The following is a 15,642-nucleotide window of genomic DNA, read 5'->3' on the forward strand; positions in this document are numbered from 1 at the left end:
TATTATCTGTTAAGATAAGCTTCATATCCCTTTTTAAGAGCTACTTTATTCATCTCTACTGTATGTTTAGGAACTGTAACTTCTACAATTTCTTCCCATTCTTCTAGACTATCCCCAATATATGCTGCATATGCACCGATCATAATCATATTTACTACTTTGACATTACCGATTTCTTTCGCAATCGCTAATGCATCTATTAAGCATGCATCCTTATTAATTTCTTTAATTGTTGATTCTATATCCTCCGGATACTTAGCTTGCCCCATCACGACTGGCATGGGATCAATGCGTTGAGTATTTGCAATAATAATGCCATCTTTTTTAAGATAGTGACTGTATCTAAGCGCTTCTAATTTTTCGAAAGCAAATATAATATCAGCTTCTCCTACTTCTACAAGTGGAGAGTATACTTTATCACCATATTTTACTTGCATCACTACACTCCCACCACGTTGTGCCATACCATGCACTTCTGACATTTTTACATCTTGCCCTTTGCTTAAAGCGTAGTTACCTATAATGCGTCCTGTAAGCAATGTACCTTGACCGCCTACGCCTACAATAAGTATATTTTTAGTCATCTTAGTTCTCTCCTTTTCTTATAGCTTTTTTAGGACAAATAGACGCACAAAGTCCACATCCTGCACACAATGCATCATTAATCTCTGTACAAGACTCCCCTTTTACGATTGCTGGACATCCAAGTCTCATACAAATTCCACAGTTGATACAATCTTCTGTTACTTCATAAGGTACCCATCTCTCTTTAATGAGTAATTTACATGGTGCTTTGGTAATAATAACTGATGGCTCCATTCTTTCAGTTTCTTCTTTAAGTGCCACCTCTACTGCTTTCATATCATATGCATTTACAACACGCACATTTTTAACACCAATTGCTTTAACCAGTTCTTCCAAGTTCAGCGTACTTGTAATATCACCTCTTAGTGTCTTACCTGTTGCTGGATGGTTCTGATGACCTGTCATACCTGTTGTAGAATTATCTGCAATAATTACAGTTCCTACACCGTGGTTATAAACAATATTTATAAGCCCTGTAATACCTGAATGAATAAATGTTGAATCTCCAATAATAGCTACTGTATGTTTCATAGATTCTTTACCATGAGCTTTTTCAAAGCCATGTGTCATACCAATACTTGCGCCCATACATACACAACTATCCATTGCCGCATGTGGCTCAGAAGATCCAAGGGTATAGCATCCAATGTCTCCTGTTACAGTTAAATTAAGTTTCTTAAGAATGGTATAAACACCTCTATGAGGACATCCTGGACAAAGTACTGGTGGTCGAATAGGGAGTTGTATTGGTGCTTTAGCTGTCTCTACCTTCATTCCAAGAACTTCACGAATTTTACGTACCGTTATTTCTCCTTGCCTTCCAAAAAGTTCTTTTCCTTTTGCATCAATCCCTAAACTTCTTACCTGCTCTTCTATTGCTGGCTCTAATTCTTCTACTATATAAAGTTGGTCGACTTTACTTGCAAAAGTCTGAATAATATCTAATGGTAATGGATTAATCATATCTAATTTTAATATATTTGCTTTAATACCACTCTCTTTTACATATTGATAACATACACCACTAGTAATAATTCCTATTGGACTATCATTTAGCTCTTCTGTATATAATCCTAATGTTTTTATATCTTTTGCAAGACGATTCATACGTTCTTCTACAATAAGGTGCCTATTTTTTGCATTCGCTGGTGTCATAACATATTTACGTATATTCTTTTCATAAGGTTTTACTTCAAAAGCTACTTTATCTTCACACTCAACAATACTTTGTGAATGGGAAACTCTTGTTGTAAGTCGTATAATAACTGGTGTATCATAAGTTTCACTCAGTTCCATAGCACATTTTACAAATGTTTTGCACTCCATACTATCGCTTGGTTCAAGTACAGGGATATTAGCAGCCCTAGCAATAAGTCTTGTATCTTGTTCATTCTGGGAACTATGCATCCCAGGATCATCAGCTACAAATACAACAAGCCCTGCATTAACCCCTGTATAAGCTGCTGTAAAGAGTGGATCTGCTGCTACATTAAGCCCGACATGTTTCATAGATACGACTGACCTTGCACCTGCAATAGAACTTCCTATTGCAACTTCCATTGCTACCTTTTCATTAGGTGACCACTCTGCATATATTTCATCATACTTTGCAATACATTCTGTTATTTCCGTACTTGGTGTCCCTGGATATGCAGCTGCTACGCTAGCCCCTGATTCATAAACACCTCTTGCTATCGCTTCGTTACCAAGCATTAGTTTTTTCATAGTATCCCCCTTTATTTTACCCAATAATATACTTCTTATATTTTATAAAATTGAATTATATTTTAATATTAACATCATTATTCTGTATTTTACAAGCATTTACTCATAAGAATTCTAAATCCCTTTACACACCTTGTCTCACATTGTATACTTATGTTAAATATTTTTACTCAGTGAGGCCTTATTATGGAACAAAACAATGACTTTGAAGCAGTACTTGCTTTTGCTGTTAACCTGGGTGAAATCATGCTAAAAAGTGGTGCTGAAACCTATCGTGTAGAAGATACTATTTGTAGAATTCTATCTCATCACCATTTTGATAAAGTAGATACATTTGTTACACCTACTGTAGTTATGGCAACCCTCAAAACAAAAAATTCTCATAACGCAACGACGTTAACACGTATTAAAAATCGTAGTACGCGTATGGATAAAATCGAAAAAGTCAATCAACTTTCTCGTAATTATGTTGAAGGTACCCTTACTCTAGATGAAGCTATCGTTACTTTAAAAGCAATTGATACTGCCCCTTCCTATTCACCTAGAATCATGACCTTTGCTACAGCCTTTAGTGCTGGCTTTTTCTCCATTATGTTCAATGGGAAATTAACAGAGTTTTTGATTGCTTGTGTTATAGGTGCTTGCGTCTCTGTTATACAACAGAATCTACGCTCTAAAGAGATCGTAAACTATTTAATTCTCTTTATGGTTTCTCTCTTTATTGGTACAATTATTGCAATCCTCAACTTATTTGTTGCCAATATTGTAGATACAGAAGCGATTGTTATTGGTGGTATCATGCCACTTGTACCTGGACTCGCCTTTACTAATGGTATTCGCGATACTATAGGAGATGAGCTTCTTTCTGGTATTTCACGCCTTGCTGAAGCACTCTTTATTGCAGTTGCCATTGCAGCTGGTGTTGGTATTCCAATGAGTATTGGTTTTTATCTAGGAGGTTTAATATGATTTTATCCTTTTTCGTCCATGTAATTAGTGCCTTTTTTGCTACAATCTTCTTTTCTATACTTTTTAATGTCCAGAAGAAGCATCTTATTGCTTGTGGCATCATAGGTGCTATAGGATGGGGTATTTATATTGTTGGAGTACTAAATAATTATTCAGATGTACTGTTTACTTTTTTAGGTGCTTATTTTGTAGCCCAAGGCTCTTACTTTTTAGCTAAATATAAAAGAGCACCTGTTACAGTCTTCTTAATTCCTGGTATTATACCTCTTGTTCCCGGTATAGGGCTTTATCGAACCATGTATGCACTACTTTTTTCTGATCATACAAAAGCATTAGAATATGCACTTACCACCTTTCAACTTTCAGGTGTTATAGCAGGTGCTATCATTATGGCAGCCCTTTTACCACTACTTTTCCGTCCTCGTAGACAAAAAATATAAGGAAGTGCTTTATAGCACTTCCTTTTTATTTACATCAGTTCAAACTTTACATATTTCTAATCTCTTTTTAACCAAAATTTAACCTTCTTTGAGTAAGCTAACCCTATATTACTTTATATTTACTACTCAAGGGGGCTTTCCATTGATAAAACATTTGACACGTTGTTCTATACGCCAAAGAAATCTTATAGGATTCTTTTCTCTTATTTCACTTCTTATTATGGTTTCTAGTATTTCATTATTCAGCCTAGATATCCTTTCCCGTAATACCGAGTCATTATATAACCAATCTTTTTCAACTGAACACTATAGTTGGGTTATTAAAAATGGCTTTAATACTTTAGAAAAAGAAATGTACAAAATCATCATCAATAATAGTACAAGCTCTATCCTTCAAACAAATGCAGATATGTTAAATGCCATTGGAAATCTCTATAGTATTAATGAAAATCCAGATATAACATATTTAGAGCAATTAGAAAATCTGGAACTTTATCTCAATGAACTTAAAGTATTTCATCAAGATATTCTAGCAGCTAGCTTAGCATCAGATACAGAACGTGCATTGTCTATTTTACAAAATGATTATGTTATAACAATCTCTAAAGCACACACTATTGCTACAAATCTTACAGATTATGCTCAAATGTCTGCTCAAGCTAAAATTGAACAGATCTTACTCTTAAAAACTATTGTAATCTCAATTATTGCTTGCCTTACTATAGTCAGTATTCTATTAGGCCTTTATATTTCATTTATTATTACAAAAAGCATCACACAACCTCTAGATACCTTTAAAGATTGCCTTACAAAATTTGCTGGTGGACATCTAAATATTACTGTTCCTTATAAAAATAATGATGAAATTGGTCAGCTTGCAATTTGCCTTGAAGAGTCTACCTCTACGCTTAAAAGTTATATTGAAGATATTTCTCATACACTTTCTCTTTTAGCGAACGGGCACATGGACATTCAGATTGCAAGCCATTATAAAGGAGATTTCAAAACAATTGAACATTCTATTTTACATATCTCTAATTCTCTTAATACAACCTTACATCAGATCCATTTAGCTACTCATGATGTAAGTGAAAATGCACTTCATGTGCTAGAAGGCTCTAAAGAACTTGCTGCACAAAATATTCATCAAAAGGGACTCATTACTCAACTTTTCAAAGTCATTGATGATGTATCTGTAAAATCTAATGAAAATACATTATCTGCCCATTCATTGTATGATCTATCTCTTGAACTTACTTCCTTTATCGAAGATAATAGTGAACAAATCATTGCTCTCACTCATACTATGGACGATATCAAAAAATCAACCTTTGATATTAAGCAGATTATAGAAGTTATTGATGGTATTGCTTCAGAAAGTCATCTTCTATCTCTTAATGCAACTATTGAAGCTTCTCGCTTTGGTAGTCAAGCTAATGCATTTAATCTCATTGCTAGGGAAATGCACGAACTCTCTATTAAAAGTGCATCCGCTGTCAAGAAGTCTACTACCCTTATTGAAAACAGTATAAATACTACCTTGAAAGGTAATGAAATCGTTCAACAAACAATAGATATATTAGACGTGTTAATTACCAAAGTCCACTCTACCTTATCTCCTATTACTTCTATTACATACTCTTCTAAAGAACAAGCTACAACACTTACTCATATGGAAGAAGATATAAAAGAAGTTTCAACTATTACTACAGATATTGCAGACTTTGCATCTAAAAGCGCTATGATTTCTGAAAATCTGGCTGCCAAATCTCAAGAACTTAATCTTCTGTTAAGTCAATTTACTTTTAATATTGAATAAATAAAGAGGGCTACCTACTAAAGGTAGCCCTCTTTATTTATATCTATCTACAATCCCACTTAAATTAGTTTCTAGGTTCAGGTCTTCTAGGAGTACATCCACAACCTTGTTCTAAACATTTTGGTCTTTCACCTACGTTAAGAGGTTGGATACATGGCTCAAGAAGATCGCCATCACAGAATTCTTTACAGCTACTTACTTCTGTACTGTTAACTGCTAAGAATTTAGGAGGTACACAAAGTCCTTCATGATGGAATTTGTATTGTACGAAGTAAACAACTTTGAAATACATTGTAAGACCAATTGCCATACAATCGTCATCTTTACCAATAACTTTTGCAAGACCTTGAGCTGAGATTCCTTGACGTAAGCTGTTGTTAGCTTCAAATTCACGGAATACATGATGTGGTTCTGGGCAGTTGCAGTTTTGGCAATGTTGATTTTCTACGAAACCAATATAGTTAATTGTTGGAACAAGTTTGTTACAACCTGCTGGGTTTTCTGGAGCGTAAGAAATACCATATGGTGTATAAAGATCAAATGCGATGTTGCTAGGATTAGTGTCTTCTGAGTAACCTGGGCAGTTTTCGCCTGGAAGGTATCTTAATGTCATCATACCTTCTTTACAAACTTTACAAGTAGAATCCATGATGCTTACTACGAATGTTACGTCGATGTCTCTTAATACTACTCTTGATAAATTAGGTGTGTTCTTGCTTGGTTTAATTTCTGAATATCTGCAGGTTTCTGGGCATATAAAATTGAAGTCGATATCTACTACTTTAACTTGGATAGTGTTTGCATTTTTCAAATCTAAAGTTGTAAGACCATCGAACACGATGTCTGTTGTACGATTTGTTGGTCCTTCACATGCGTCTACTAAATCATCTATTGAGAAAACACGGCAAAGATTAATACCGCATTCATCGAATACAACAGGAGCCATCATGGTTAAACATTTTGGTTCACCAATTGGTGGACACATTGCAGTTGCTTCAAGTTTAGTTGTTGTTTCACATGGATGACATATATCACAAATACCTGCATTAGGTGTTTTGAAAAATCTTGTGTCTGTATTTGAACATTTGCTCATAAAATTCAAACCTCCTACATGTTTGCTAAGGTGCATCATAAAATGTCGTTTTCAATACTATAATATGGAAATTCTAGTAAAAGGGTGACATTTATGTATAAATTAATTTTTAAATAAATATGATTATATTAAGTACTCAATAGGAGGTATCTCTATGCCCTTTTTATTACGTATTTCCGATGGTTTTATTATTGTAGATGAAAAGCCTAAACAAGGAGTCTTTTATCAACTTTACAATAAAGACGGTTTTCAACGACCTGTAATGATCTACCCAAGCTCTTGCTTGGCTTATAGTGTTGCCCTAGATCCACAAGATGTACTACATGTAGCAGTAGAAGGTACAAATCGCCAAGTTACTTATTACTGTTTTTCTCCTACTGCTCCTAGTAAACGTGTAGTTTTAGAAGATAGCAGGTCTATGTACTTATTTGAAAATCTCTCAATTCAATGGTTGGAAAATGAACCACATCTATTTTATACCGTTATCCACCCTAATGGACTCCATCGTTCATTAGTTCATCAAACGCTTTCATCTACTTCACCTACACTTGAAAATTTAGTAACTTCCTTACCACTTAGAACATCTCTAACTTATTACAAGATAAATTCTACCCTTTATATTCTATACCCTAACTTCGAAGAAAGTTACTGTCTAAACATGCTCTCTTTTACAAATCAAGAAAAAAGTGTTACAACTCTGGTCCGTTCACCTATTCCTATTATTGATTGGAATATGTGTAAACATCAAAATGCACTTTATCTTCTTTGCAAAGCAGACCAATATGGACATGCAAACTTCTATCTTACTAATTTAAGTACTGGAGAAAATCTCCCTGTACAGCTTCCAGATAATGCTAATAATCCAGTTCTCCTTAGCTATTTAGATACTTTATGGATACATTATGAGTCAAATAACCACTATTATACACTCCTTGCTCTGCCTGAAAATCAAACCTTTAGCAGTCCTATCTCAAGTAGCTTACAAAATCATATCAACACTTACACTTATATTGATTCGCTTCATGAAGACCTAGATGCCTCTGTTATCTATGCGAGCCTTTCTAACACCTTAAGATTATCTACGATCGCTGACTTAGATATCCGCAATATTCATCCTGACTTAGTTAATAAAGATGAACTTGCATTATTTTTAGAAGGCATTAACTTTAAGAGAACCCAATCCGTTGCATCTGTTTTGCCGCCTCCTTCTAGTCCTATAGATACAACTTTAAATACATCTTTTCAAGTACAACCTAATTTTATGAATACCTTTAGCCAAACCCCTATACCCTTTACACCAGACGCACCAATAACACCTTTAAATACACTACCTTCTTTATCTGATATTATGCCTACTTCATCATCTACACCACCTAGCTTTACTGCAACAAAAAAAGACCTCCATTCTTTATCTGAGGCCTTTATGAATACTGGTAATACTTTTGATTCTTAAAAGAGCTGTTATACATAACAGCTCTTTTTTATAATCTATTCCAAAACACGTACCGCTGCTGGGAGCATTTTGTTGTATTTATTCTTTTTATCTCCCCATTTTACACCTGCATAAATTAGTCCCATACAGATGATCCCTAAAACAAGAGAGGCTAGTTCCGATATAAAATATCCCATTCCTATTCCTAGTAAAAGTCCTAAAAGAGGTAAGCCATACATAATAAGAGTCGCTTTTAAAAAGGATGCTTTAGCTACATCTACTTCTACCTTATCCCCTATCTTACTATGGCACGAATTAACACATTTAAGGGTACATTTCTTAGTTTCACCCATCAGTTCACATGCATGACATTCACCACACATATCTTGTCTTTCCATCGTTACAATCGCAAATCCTCTTTCTAGCTTATCAACTGTCCCCACTACTGACATTAATGGTCCTCCTCATCGTGTGACTTTTTCGTTTTAATAAAACTTCTTGCAATAAGAATAAGCCCAATAAGTACCACAATAATTGCTGTAATATTAAAAAGTATAAGTCTTGCTACTTCTCCTAGCCCCATAGTAATAATGATAATTCCTACAATACCTAAAACTAAGCTAGGAATACCAGCCCATACCTCTTGTTCAATAAGAAATATAATAAAGAATGCAAGTGCAGTAAAGACAAAGCCCATTCCTAAAATCATGCTAAATCCAGAAATCACATCTGCAGAAATAAGAAAGATAAAGATTCCCCATGAAGTTAAAAGCGCTCCTGGGATTAAAAATGAAGACATCCTTTTAACAATAAATGCTACCATAAACATAAGTCCTGGTATAATAAAAACGCCTGAAAAATAATTCCATCCTTGAATATATTTATCAGCAATGAGTAGGATTCCATTAAAAATGAAGAAACTTGCTACCATTAAAGTTGAGAATCTTTTATTTCTAAAATAAGCTACAAATATTACGACTCCTATAATTAAACTTATATAATCACTTAGATATTCTCTTGGTAATAAACCATTTAAGTCAAGAAAAGCTACAATACCACTTAATACTAATAATAGACCTATATAAAGTCTAACATTATTCTCTCTCTTCACTCATTACCATCCTCTCCTATTTATAGTATATATCATATAATATCTCATTATAAAGTATATTCTATTAAACAACAATAGCAACCCCTTTAATCTCAAGAATATTATACAATATTCCTTCTATATCAAAGCACGTCCTCGCCAAGTTCCTTTTTTCCATCTTCTATAAACAAGAATGGCTCTTATAATCTCATCAAGGGCCATAGCAATCCATACCCCTACTAATCCCATACCTAGAATAATACCAAATACATATGATAATAGTGCCGCTACACCCCACATTGATAGTATCCCTATCATAACCGGATACTTGATATCTCCTGCTGCTTGCATCGAACGTATAATTACTAAATTAAATGTTCTTCCAACTTCTAAAAAGATTTGTATAAACATAATCTGTTTTCCCAATGCCAACATAGCTGGATCCTTTGTAAATAATCCAAAGAAAATATCACTTCCTAGATAAAGTAAAATGGCTACTACTAATGAGATAAGTACTGTTGGCCTAAGGATTTTCATTACTAATTCATCTGCATCATCAATATCTCCTGCTCCAATTAAGTGCCCCACAATAATTTGTACAGCCGATGAAATAGCCGCTGAATAGATACAAGATATATTCGTAATCATTGTACTATAAACTCTTGTTGCAACAACATATGTACCCATTGTATTGACAAATGCTAAAATACACATTTGCGCAATATCATAAGATAGTGACTCACCTGCCGATGGTACACCTATTTTTAATAAACTTGCTAAAGTTTCCTTAGGAAATGGTCTTAAATATTTGATGCTTATCTTGGCATCTAACTTTTTGCTAAATAACCACATAACTACAATAAGCCCTATGGATCTACTGATAACACTTGACATGGCAACCCCTGTTACACCCATTTGTGGCAAACCAAATAATCCATTTAAGAATATAAAGTTCCCTACTACATTAATAATGTTAATAATCATGGAAATAATCATAGTTTGCTTCATAAGACCATTACTTCTAAAAATAGCCGCATAAGACATAAATACACCTTGTAAAAAAATCATCCCACCCACAATAACAATATAAATGGTTGCATCTTGATATAATTCAGCTGGCATATTCATGAGTGTAAAAATAGGTTTATGGAAAATAATCATAATACTTCCTAAAACAATACTAAAAAAGAGATTTGTATACGTTGCTAAAGAATAAATCTCTGATACTTTTTCCTTATTATTAGAACCTAAAAATTGTGAAACTAAAATTGTTGTAGCCATAGTAATGATGTTAAAAGTAATAAGAAGAAGTGTCATAATCTGATTGACATTTCCAATAGCTGCTACTGATGTTTGTGAATATCTACTAATCATCATCTGATCCACATTTCCAATAAGCATCTGCAATAATAGCTCTACAATAATAGGCCATGTTAGCATAAATAGTGAAGTATTCTTGTTAATTTTTGTATTCATCTTGCCTCCTCAGTTGTTGTACGATATAAACTGTTTTATTATATCAATAACGCTTTCAAACTTCTACTGTTTTGGACTATTTATTCTTTCAATCTAATATATATAACTATAAATTATCCTTCGCTTAGGCAGGTGTTATTATGGAAATCTTGTACGAAAGCTTTAAACAGTTCACCTTTGGTCACTTCTTTATGATTCTCATCGGCTTTCTCCTCATCTATTTAGCTATTGTAAAAAAATACGAGCCTACACTTTTACTCCCTATGGGTTTTGGCGTACTTCTAGTCAATATCCCTCTTTCGGGTGCTATTACACAGGCTACCGAAGGAACCTCAATGGAAGGAATCTTAGATCTACTCTTTAACAATGGAATTGCCACTGAACTCTTTCCTTTACTTATCTTTATAGGGATTGGTGCAATGATCGATTTTGGTCCTCTACTTGAACGGCCTTTTATGCTCTTTTTAGGTGCTGCTGCTCAATTTGGTATTTTCTTTACACTCATCATTGCATTACTTTTTGGTTTTTCTCTACCCGAAGCTGCTTCTATCGGTATTATTGGTGCTGCTGATGGACCTACTTCTATATTCGTTGCAAGTAAACTTGCTCCAAACTTACTAGGTCCTATTTCTGTAGCTGCTTACTCTTATATGGCTCTTGTACCACTTATTCAGCCTATAGCTATTAAGTGTGTAACAACAAAAAAAGAACGTTGTATACGTATGACTTATACCTCTGGCCATATATCAAAACGTGCTAAATTATTATTTCCTATCATCGTAACCTTAGTTGCTGGTTTTATAGCGCCTCACTCTATTCCACTCATTGGTTTCTTAATGTTTGGAAATCTTATGCGTGAAAGTGGTGTCGTAGACCGTCTAAGCCAAACCGCACAAAATGAGCTTGTAAATATTGTTACCATTTTACTCGGTCTTGCTATTTCTTCTACTATGCGTGCAGATACTTTCTTAAAGACAAGTACAATCATTATTATTGCTATGGGACTTATCGCTTTCGTTTTCGATACTATCGGTGGTGTTCTTTTTGTAAAACTCATTAATCTTTTTAGAAAAGATAAGATTAATCCTATGGTAGGTGCAGCTGGTATATCTGCTTTCCCTATGTCATCTCGTACTATTCAAAAACTCGCTAAAGAAGAAGACCCTCAGAACTTTGTTCTTATGCAAGCTGTAAGTGCTAATGTTGCTGGACAGATTGCTTCTGTTATTGCTGGAGGACTGATTTTAGCTCTATTACTTTAATTTCAATAGGAGGCGTACTATGTTACAAGAAGGTTTTATGATTATGTTGGGTGGTATGGGTGGTATCTTTATTGTTATGGGTATCATCTATATAATGATTAAACTACTTAACTTTTTTGCTAAATCTCATTCTAAATAAACCAATCACATAATTCATATCTATTGCTACACATAAATAAATGAGCTCTAAAACTAAATTTATATTAGTTTTAGAGCTCATTTTGCATTAAGTAGTCTACTTCTTCATAGCTACTATTTTTTTGTTTTAATACGATAATAAAATTCCTGTGTCTGCTCATTAATAGCTTTAAAAACATATCCTTGAGATTTATAATAATTAATAATTTCAGGAAGTGCATTATAGGTATTCTTATTATTTGAGTTACAATGTGCTAGAATAATACGTTTTGTTGTATTACGGCTACATTTTTTTGCATTTTGAACCATCTGACTTGGTGATAAATTTGGATTCACACCATCTTCTAAGCTTACATTCCAATCATAAATTTTATACTCTTCATCATGTAGCTTATTTAAAAGTCCTTCACTAAGTCTTCCTGAACTACCACCTGGGAAGCGAATAATCTTTGGATTTACATCCTCGCCAAGTACTTCATGTATTTTGTCTGTTGTCTTTTCCATTTCTGCTAAGAAATTTTCATCGCTAGCATAAATAGATTTTAAGTTATGAGAATAAGTATGAAGTCCTATACTATGTCCTTCTTCGTGAATACGTTTAAGTACTTCTTCCCTTTGTATAATTTCCTTTCCTACTACGAAGAAAGTTGCTTTGACATCATGTTCCTTCAATATATCTAATATTTTTTCTGTCACTTTTCCTGTTGGACCATCGTCAAAAGTTAAATATACAACTTTCTCTTCCTCATCTACATTTTCTTGAACTTGTTCCTTTGATTGATTCTTTTCGGGATCAGGTTTAGGAATGAGAGGCTCTTCAATAAGTTGTTCCATTGTTTCATCTTTTATTTGTCCAATTGCTTTTTCTACATTGGGTTCTGTAGAATGCTCTTCATTTTTTTCTGCTGGTTGAGTCACAAATTGTTCCATAACCTGTTCACTTACTTGTCCTATCTCATGATTTAGGATAAACTGATTGCACCCAAGGACAACTAAGAAAGCTATCACAATATAAGATAGACTTAAAGTAATTTTTTTCATTCGACCATCTCCTTTGGGCTTATTATGTGCCATTTCATAAAAATAAAAGAGAGCAAAAAGATTGTAATTTCTACCAATCTTTTTGCTCTCTTTATTATTTCCGCTATTTATGTTAATTATCCTATTTCTCTATATGGATATTTTAAATCCTGACTTTTTAACTTTTTTATAAATAATCTATTTTCCCCATTGACTTTCTGGAATAAAGCCAAAGAGTACGGGTGCAGAAGATCCATTTGGTAACATATAAGTAAATGTTCTTGTTTCACCTGCTTTAATTACACCTACAAATGCAGCACGATTAGAACTTGGGAAATAGCCAGAAGTTGGTGTTAAGTAGGCTTTATCATTCTCCCACTTGATCGCACCTTTAAACATATTACCACGAGGATTTAAAATAACTGCTGTATCCTCTTTAGCAGTTACTGTAACATGATAGTTCACACCAAAGTTACCTCTATTAGCTGACTCTGTACCAAGTAAAGCATCATAGCCTTGTACCCATTCTGTTGCATCTTTTCCAATAACTAATTTTGTGTTTTCCTCTTCATCCCTTAGGTCTATCATAATATTTTTATCTAAAATGCCAAATGTTCCTCTTGGGTGTACATCTCTATCTGGTCTTGGCATAAGAGGGATATTTTCGATTGTATCATTTTGTCCAAGTAGTGCTACTGTAAAGGTTACAGGACCACTTAATTCTACATCAAACATTCCGGAAATTGCTTGACCTTTTAACCAGTTTTTATTTTGACTATCATAAATAATTTGCTGTGCACCTGGTTGTAAGTTTAGGCTTTGTACTGAATTATTATCTAAATAACTTAAAAGAAGTTGCTGTCCTACAAAGAGTACATCATCAGAAGGACCTTTTGTTGTAAGTTTAGAAATTGTTCCCGCTACAGGTGCTTCAGTATTATTTTTTGCAATAACAACAAGACGTTTTTTATCTAATTGGTTATCTGTACTGTCAAAGTTATTAATATGATGGAACATAACGCGTCCTGTTCCAATTAAAGTATCTTCATAAAGAAGTCCTTTTTGTGTCACTACTTCAGGAGAGTTACTCATCATAAGTAATCCTTTAGTATCTTCTAAGTACATTGCATCTGCTTCTTTATAGGTTTGATAGTTTGTTCCTTCAAAGTTTGCAATAGTGTTGCCTATATTACCCGATTTAAAGATTGCTTCAAACTCAGTTTGTAACGTTTCATCTGTTACTTCCACTGTTGTTTGTGCTTTTGTACTCCAATTTCCATATGCATCTTTTAATTCTAATGTTACTATGTATTCGCCTTCTGTGTAAATGGCAGTTGGTTTTGTAAATAAGTAGTTGTTTGCTGGATCTTTTGTACTACGATAAGTCCATTTTTCAGCTACAATATCTTCCCATTCTTCATTATCGTACTCATAATCGAAAGTAATTGCTTCACCTTGCTTATAGTGGCTCTTAACAGTCTCAAATGTTACAACTTCTGGAGCCTCATTTGGTAAAATCATAATAGTCTTTGTTGTCCATTCACTCCAAAGACCTCTCTCATCTCTAACCTTTAAAGCAATTTCATAATACCCTTGTTTTGGTGTTTTAAAAATCTTTTCAAGACTTGATGCTGTTTTCGTTTGATCGCCATCAATCATCCACTGGCGTTCTGTAATTCTATGTCCATCTGGATCAAAACTTGATTCTATAGTCTGTACAGTTTGACCTGCTACATAACTTTCTGATACAAATTCAAATTGTGCAATAGGTGGAGTATTGGGAACTTCTACAGGTTTTTCAATAGAAATTGTACGTGTTGGTGCATCGTATTCAATAAGAAGTTCAAATTGCTCTGCCATGAAACGTAGTGGTAAAAGTGTTGTACCATTTTCTACAATAGGTATAGCTTCTATTGCTACCTCTTCACCATTTACAAATGCCTTTGCTTCTTTTGTGCTTAGTACAACTTCTCTACCATCTTTTGTCACACGTACTTCTTGTGTTTCAGGCAACCACTCCACTTGAGCTTGTAGGATTTCTTCTCCTACAAATCTAAGTGGCAAATAAGTACGCCCTTCAACAACTTTAGGTGCTAAAAGAAGTTCTCTTTTTTCTCCATACAACCATACTGTTGTCTTATCTAAAGTAAGTAATACTTTATTAGGATCTATAACCTGTTCAGTTTCTCCTGGTACTTCCTCTGACACTTCCCCTTCCACTTCTGTTTCTTCTTTAGGTATTGTTTCTTCTAGAGTCCCTTCTGGTAATACAGGTGTCTCCTCTACTTTATCTTTTTCTGGTAGCACACCTGGATTATCACCAATTGGATTGCCATCTTCACCAATGACGATACCTAAGTTTTCATCTTTCCCTTGACTAGTTTCTATACTATCTAATACCTCTTTGATTGGATCGAGTTCTTCTGCTTGCACATAAATTGGGCTAAAAAAAAGTGTGCCAGCCATGAATAATGTCCAAATTTTTCGCATATATTCTAACCTCCTTGCCGGTTTAAACGCGTTCATTTTTAGTAACATCTTTCATTTTAACACACTTTAAATTTTTGTTAAGTTAGTTTAATAGAATGTTATC

14 protein-coding genes are annotated in these 15,642 nt (G+C 34.0%); 6 read left to right on the plus strand and 8 right to left on the minus strand.

Annotation, left to right across the window (positions count from 1 at the left end):
- Positions 1-2: 2 nt before the first annotated feature.
- Complete coding sequence (locus tag BN2390_RS18685; RefSeq protein ID WP_053985808.1) at positions 3-584, minus strand: indolepyruvate oxidoreductase subunit beta; 582 nt, start codon at positions 582-584, stop codon at positions 3-5.
- Position 585: 1 nt separating this feature from the next.
- A complete protein-coding gene (iorA, locus tag BN2390_RS18690) occupies positions 586-2,310 on the minus strand; it encodes an indolepyruvate ferredoxin oxidoreductase subunit alpha (RefSeq protein ID WP_053985809.1) in 1,725 nt (574 codons plus the stop codon).
- 186 nt (positions 2,311-2,496) lie between these two features.
- Between iorA and BN2390_RS18695 the strand changes: the two genes are divergently transcribed.
- The 3 genes from BN2390_RS18695 to BN2390_RS18705 all read left to right on the plus strand — a co-directional run bounded on the left by BN2390_RS18695 (position 2,497) and on the right by BN2390_RS18705 (position 5,538).
- Positions 2,497-3,279, plus strand: a complete 783-nt coding sequence (locus BN2390_RS18695; RefSeq protein WP_053985810.1) for a threonine/serine exporter family protein — start codon at positions 2,497-2,499, stop codon at positions 3,277-3,279.
- Positions 3,276-3,719: a threonine/serine exporter family protein gene (locus BN2390_RS18700; protein ID WP_053985811.1), complete on the plus strand. Its 444-nt coding sequence runs from the start codon at positions 3,276-3,278 to the stop codon at positions 3,717-3,719. The genes BN2390_RS18695 and BN2390_RS18700 overlap by 4 nt, the downstream gene beginning before the upstream one ends.
- A gap of 142 nt (positions 3,720-3,861) precedes the next feature.
- Complete coding sequence (locus tag BN2390_RS18705; protein ID WP_053985812.1) at positions 3,862-5,538, plus strand: methyl-accepting chemotaxis protein; 1,677 nt, start codon at positions 3,862-3,864, stop codon at positions 5,536-5,538.
- Positions 5,539-5,602: 64 nt separating this feature from the next.
- Here the strand turns inward: BN2390_RS18705 and BN2390_RS18710 are convergent, their stop codons facing one another.
- Entirely contained in the window at positions 5,603-6,631 is a 1,029-nt protein-coding gene (locus tag BN2390_RS18710; RefSeq protein ID WP_053985813.1) for a hypothetical protein, read from the minus strand.
- Between the two features lie 154 nt (positions 6,632-6,785).
- Between BN2390_RS18710 and BN2390_RS18715 the strand changes: the two genes are divergently transcribed.
- Positions 6,786-8,084 (plus strand): hypothetical protein, encoded by a 1,299-nt coding sequence (locus BN2390_RS18715; RefSeq protein ID WP_053985814.1) that lies wholly within the window; start codon positions 6,786-6,788, stop codon positions 8,082-8,084.
- Positions 8,085-8,119: 35 nt separating this feature from the next.
- On the opposite strand, the gene BN2390_RS18720 is transcribed toward BN2390_RS18715, so the two are convergent.
- From BN2390_RS18720 to BN2390_RS18730, 3 genes are all read right to left on the minus strand, one after another.
- Positions 8,120-8,515, minus strand: a complete 396-nt coding sequence (locus BN2390_RS18720) for a SoxR reducing system RseC family protein (protein ID WP_053985815.1) — start codon at positions 8,513-8,515, stop codon at positions 8,120-8,122.
- On the minus strand, positions 8,515-9,174 hold the full coding sequence (locus BN2390_RS18725) for a hypothetical protein (RefSeq protein WP_053985816.1): 660 nt from the start codon (positions 9,172-9,174) through the stop codon (positions 8,515-8,517). The genes BN2390_RS18720 and BN2390_RS18725 overlap by 1 nt, the downstream gene beginning before the upstream one ends.
- Positions 9,175-9,291: 117 nt before the next feature.
- Positions 9,292-10,629: an MATE family efflux transporter gene (locus BN2390_RS18730; RefSeq protein WP_053985817.1), complete on the minus strand. Its 1,338-nt coding sequence runs from the start codon at positions 10,627-10,629 to the stop codon at positions 9,292-9,294.
- A 140-nt stretch (positions 10,630-10,769) separates the two neighbouring features.
- Here BN2390_RS18730 and BN2390_RS18735 point away from each other — a divergent pair, with 140 nt between their 5' ends.
- The gene (locus BN2390_RS18735) at positions 10,770-11,891 is read left to right on the plus strand and encodes a sodium ion-translocating decarboxylase subunit beta (protein WP_053985818.1); all 1,122 of its coding nucleotides are present in this window, start codon (positions 10,770-10,772) and stop codon (positions 11,889-11,891) included.
- A 19-nt stretch (positions 11,892-11,910) separates the two neighbouring features.
- A complete protein-coding gene (locus BN2390_RS22310; RefSeq protein WP_198524947.1) occupies positions 11,911-12,030 on the plus strand; it encodes an OadG-related small transporter subunit in 120 nt (39 codons plus the stop codon).
- A 113-nt stretch (positions 12,031-12,143) separates the two neighbouring features.
- Here the strand turns inward: BN2390_RS22310 and BN2390_RS18740 are convergent, their stop codons facing one another.
- Both BN2390_RS18740 and BN2390_RS18745 read right to left on the minus strand, forming a co-directional pair.
- The gene (locus BN2390_RS18740) at positions 12,144-13,070 is read right to left on the minus strand and encodes a polysaccharide deacetylase family protein (protein ID WP_242847697.1); all 927 of its coding nucleotides are present in this window, start codon (positions 13,068-13,070) and stop codon (positions 12,144-12,146) included.
- A 177-nt stretch (positions 13,071-13,247) separates the two neighbouring features.
- Entirely contained in the window at positions 13,248-15,539 is a 2,292-nt protein-coding gene (locus tag BN2390_RS18745; protein ID WP_053985819.1) for a copper amine oxidase N-terminal domain-containing protein, read from the minus strand.
- Between the last annotated feature and the right edge of the window lie 103 nt (positions 15,540-15,642).

It is taken from the genome of Niameybacter massiliensis, assembly GCF_001282685.1.
In the GTDB taxonomy this organism is placed as follows: domain Bacteria; phylum Bacillota; class Clostridia; order Lachnospirales; family Cellulosilyticaceae; genus Holtiella; species Holtiella tumoricola.

Excerpts from the sequence above, each read along its gene's own strand:
- BN2390_RS18685 (WP_053985808.1), bottom strand. The coding sequence starts at position 584 with ATGACTAAAAATATACTTATTGTAGGCGTAGGCGGTCAAGGTACATTG.
- iorA (WP_053985809.1), bottom strand. The coding sequence starts at position 2,310 with ATGAAAAAACTAATGCTTGGTAACGAAGCGATAGCAAGAGGTGTTTAT.
- BN2390_RS18695 (WP_053985810.1), top strand. The coding sequence starts at position 2,497 with ATGGAACAAAACAATGACTTTGAAGCAGTACTTGCTTTTGCTGTTAAC.
- BN2390_RS18700 (WP_053985811.1), top strand. The coding sequence starts at position 3,276 with ATGATTTTATCCTTTTTCGTCCATGTAATTAGTGCCTTTTTTGCTACA.
- BN2390_RS18710 (WP_053985813.1), bottom strand. The coding sequence starts at position 6,631 with ATGAGCAAATGTTCAAATACAGACACAAGATTTTTCAAAACACCTAAT.
- BN2390_RS18715 (WP_053985814.1), top strand. The coding sequence starts at position 6,786 with ATGCCCTTTTTATTACGTATTTCCGATGGTTTTATTATTGTAGATGAA.
- BN2390_RS18720 (WP_053985815.1), bottom strand. The coding sequence starts at position 8,515 with ATGTCAGTAGTGGGGACAGTTGATAAGCTAGAAAGAGGATTTGCGATT.
- BN2390_RS18730 (WP_053985817.1), bottom strand. The coding sequence starts at position 10,629 with ATGAATACAAAAATTAACAAGAATACTTCACTATTTATGCTAACATGG.
- BN2390_RS18735 (WP_053985818.1), top strand. The coding sequence starts at position 10,770 with ATGGAAATCTTGTACGAAAGCTTTAAACAGTTCACCTTTGGTCACTTC.
- BN2390_RS22310 (WP_198524947.1), top strand. The coding sequence starts at position 11,911 with ATGTTACAAGAAGGTTTTATGATTATGTTGGGTGGTATGGGTGGTATC.
- BN2390_RS18740 (WP_242847697.1), bottom strand. The coding sequence starts at position 13,070 with ATGAAAAAAATTACTTTAAGTCTATCTTATATTGTGATAGCTTTCTTA.
- BN2390_RS18745 (WP_053985819.1), bottom strand. The coding sequence starts at position 15,539 with ATGCGAAAAATTTGGACATTATTCATGGCTGGCACACTTTTTTTTAGC.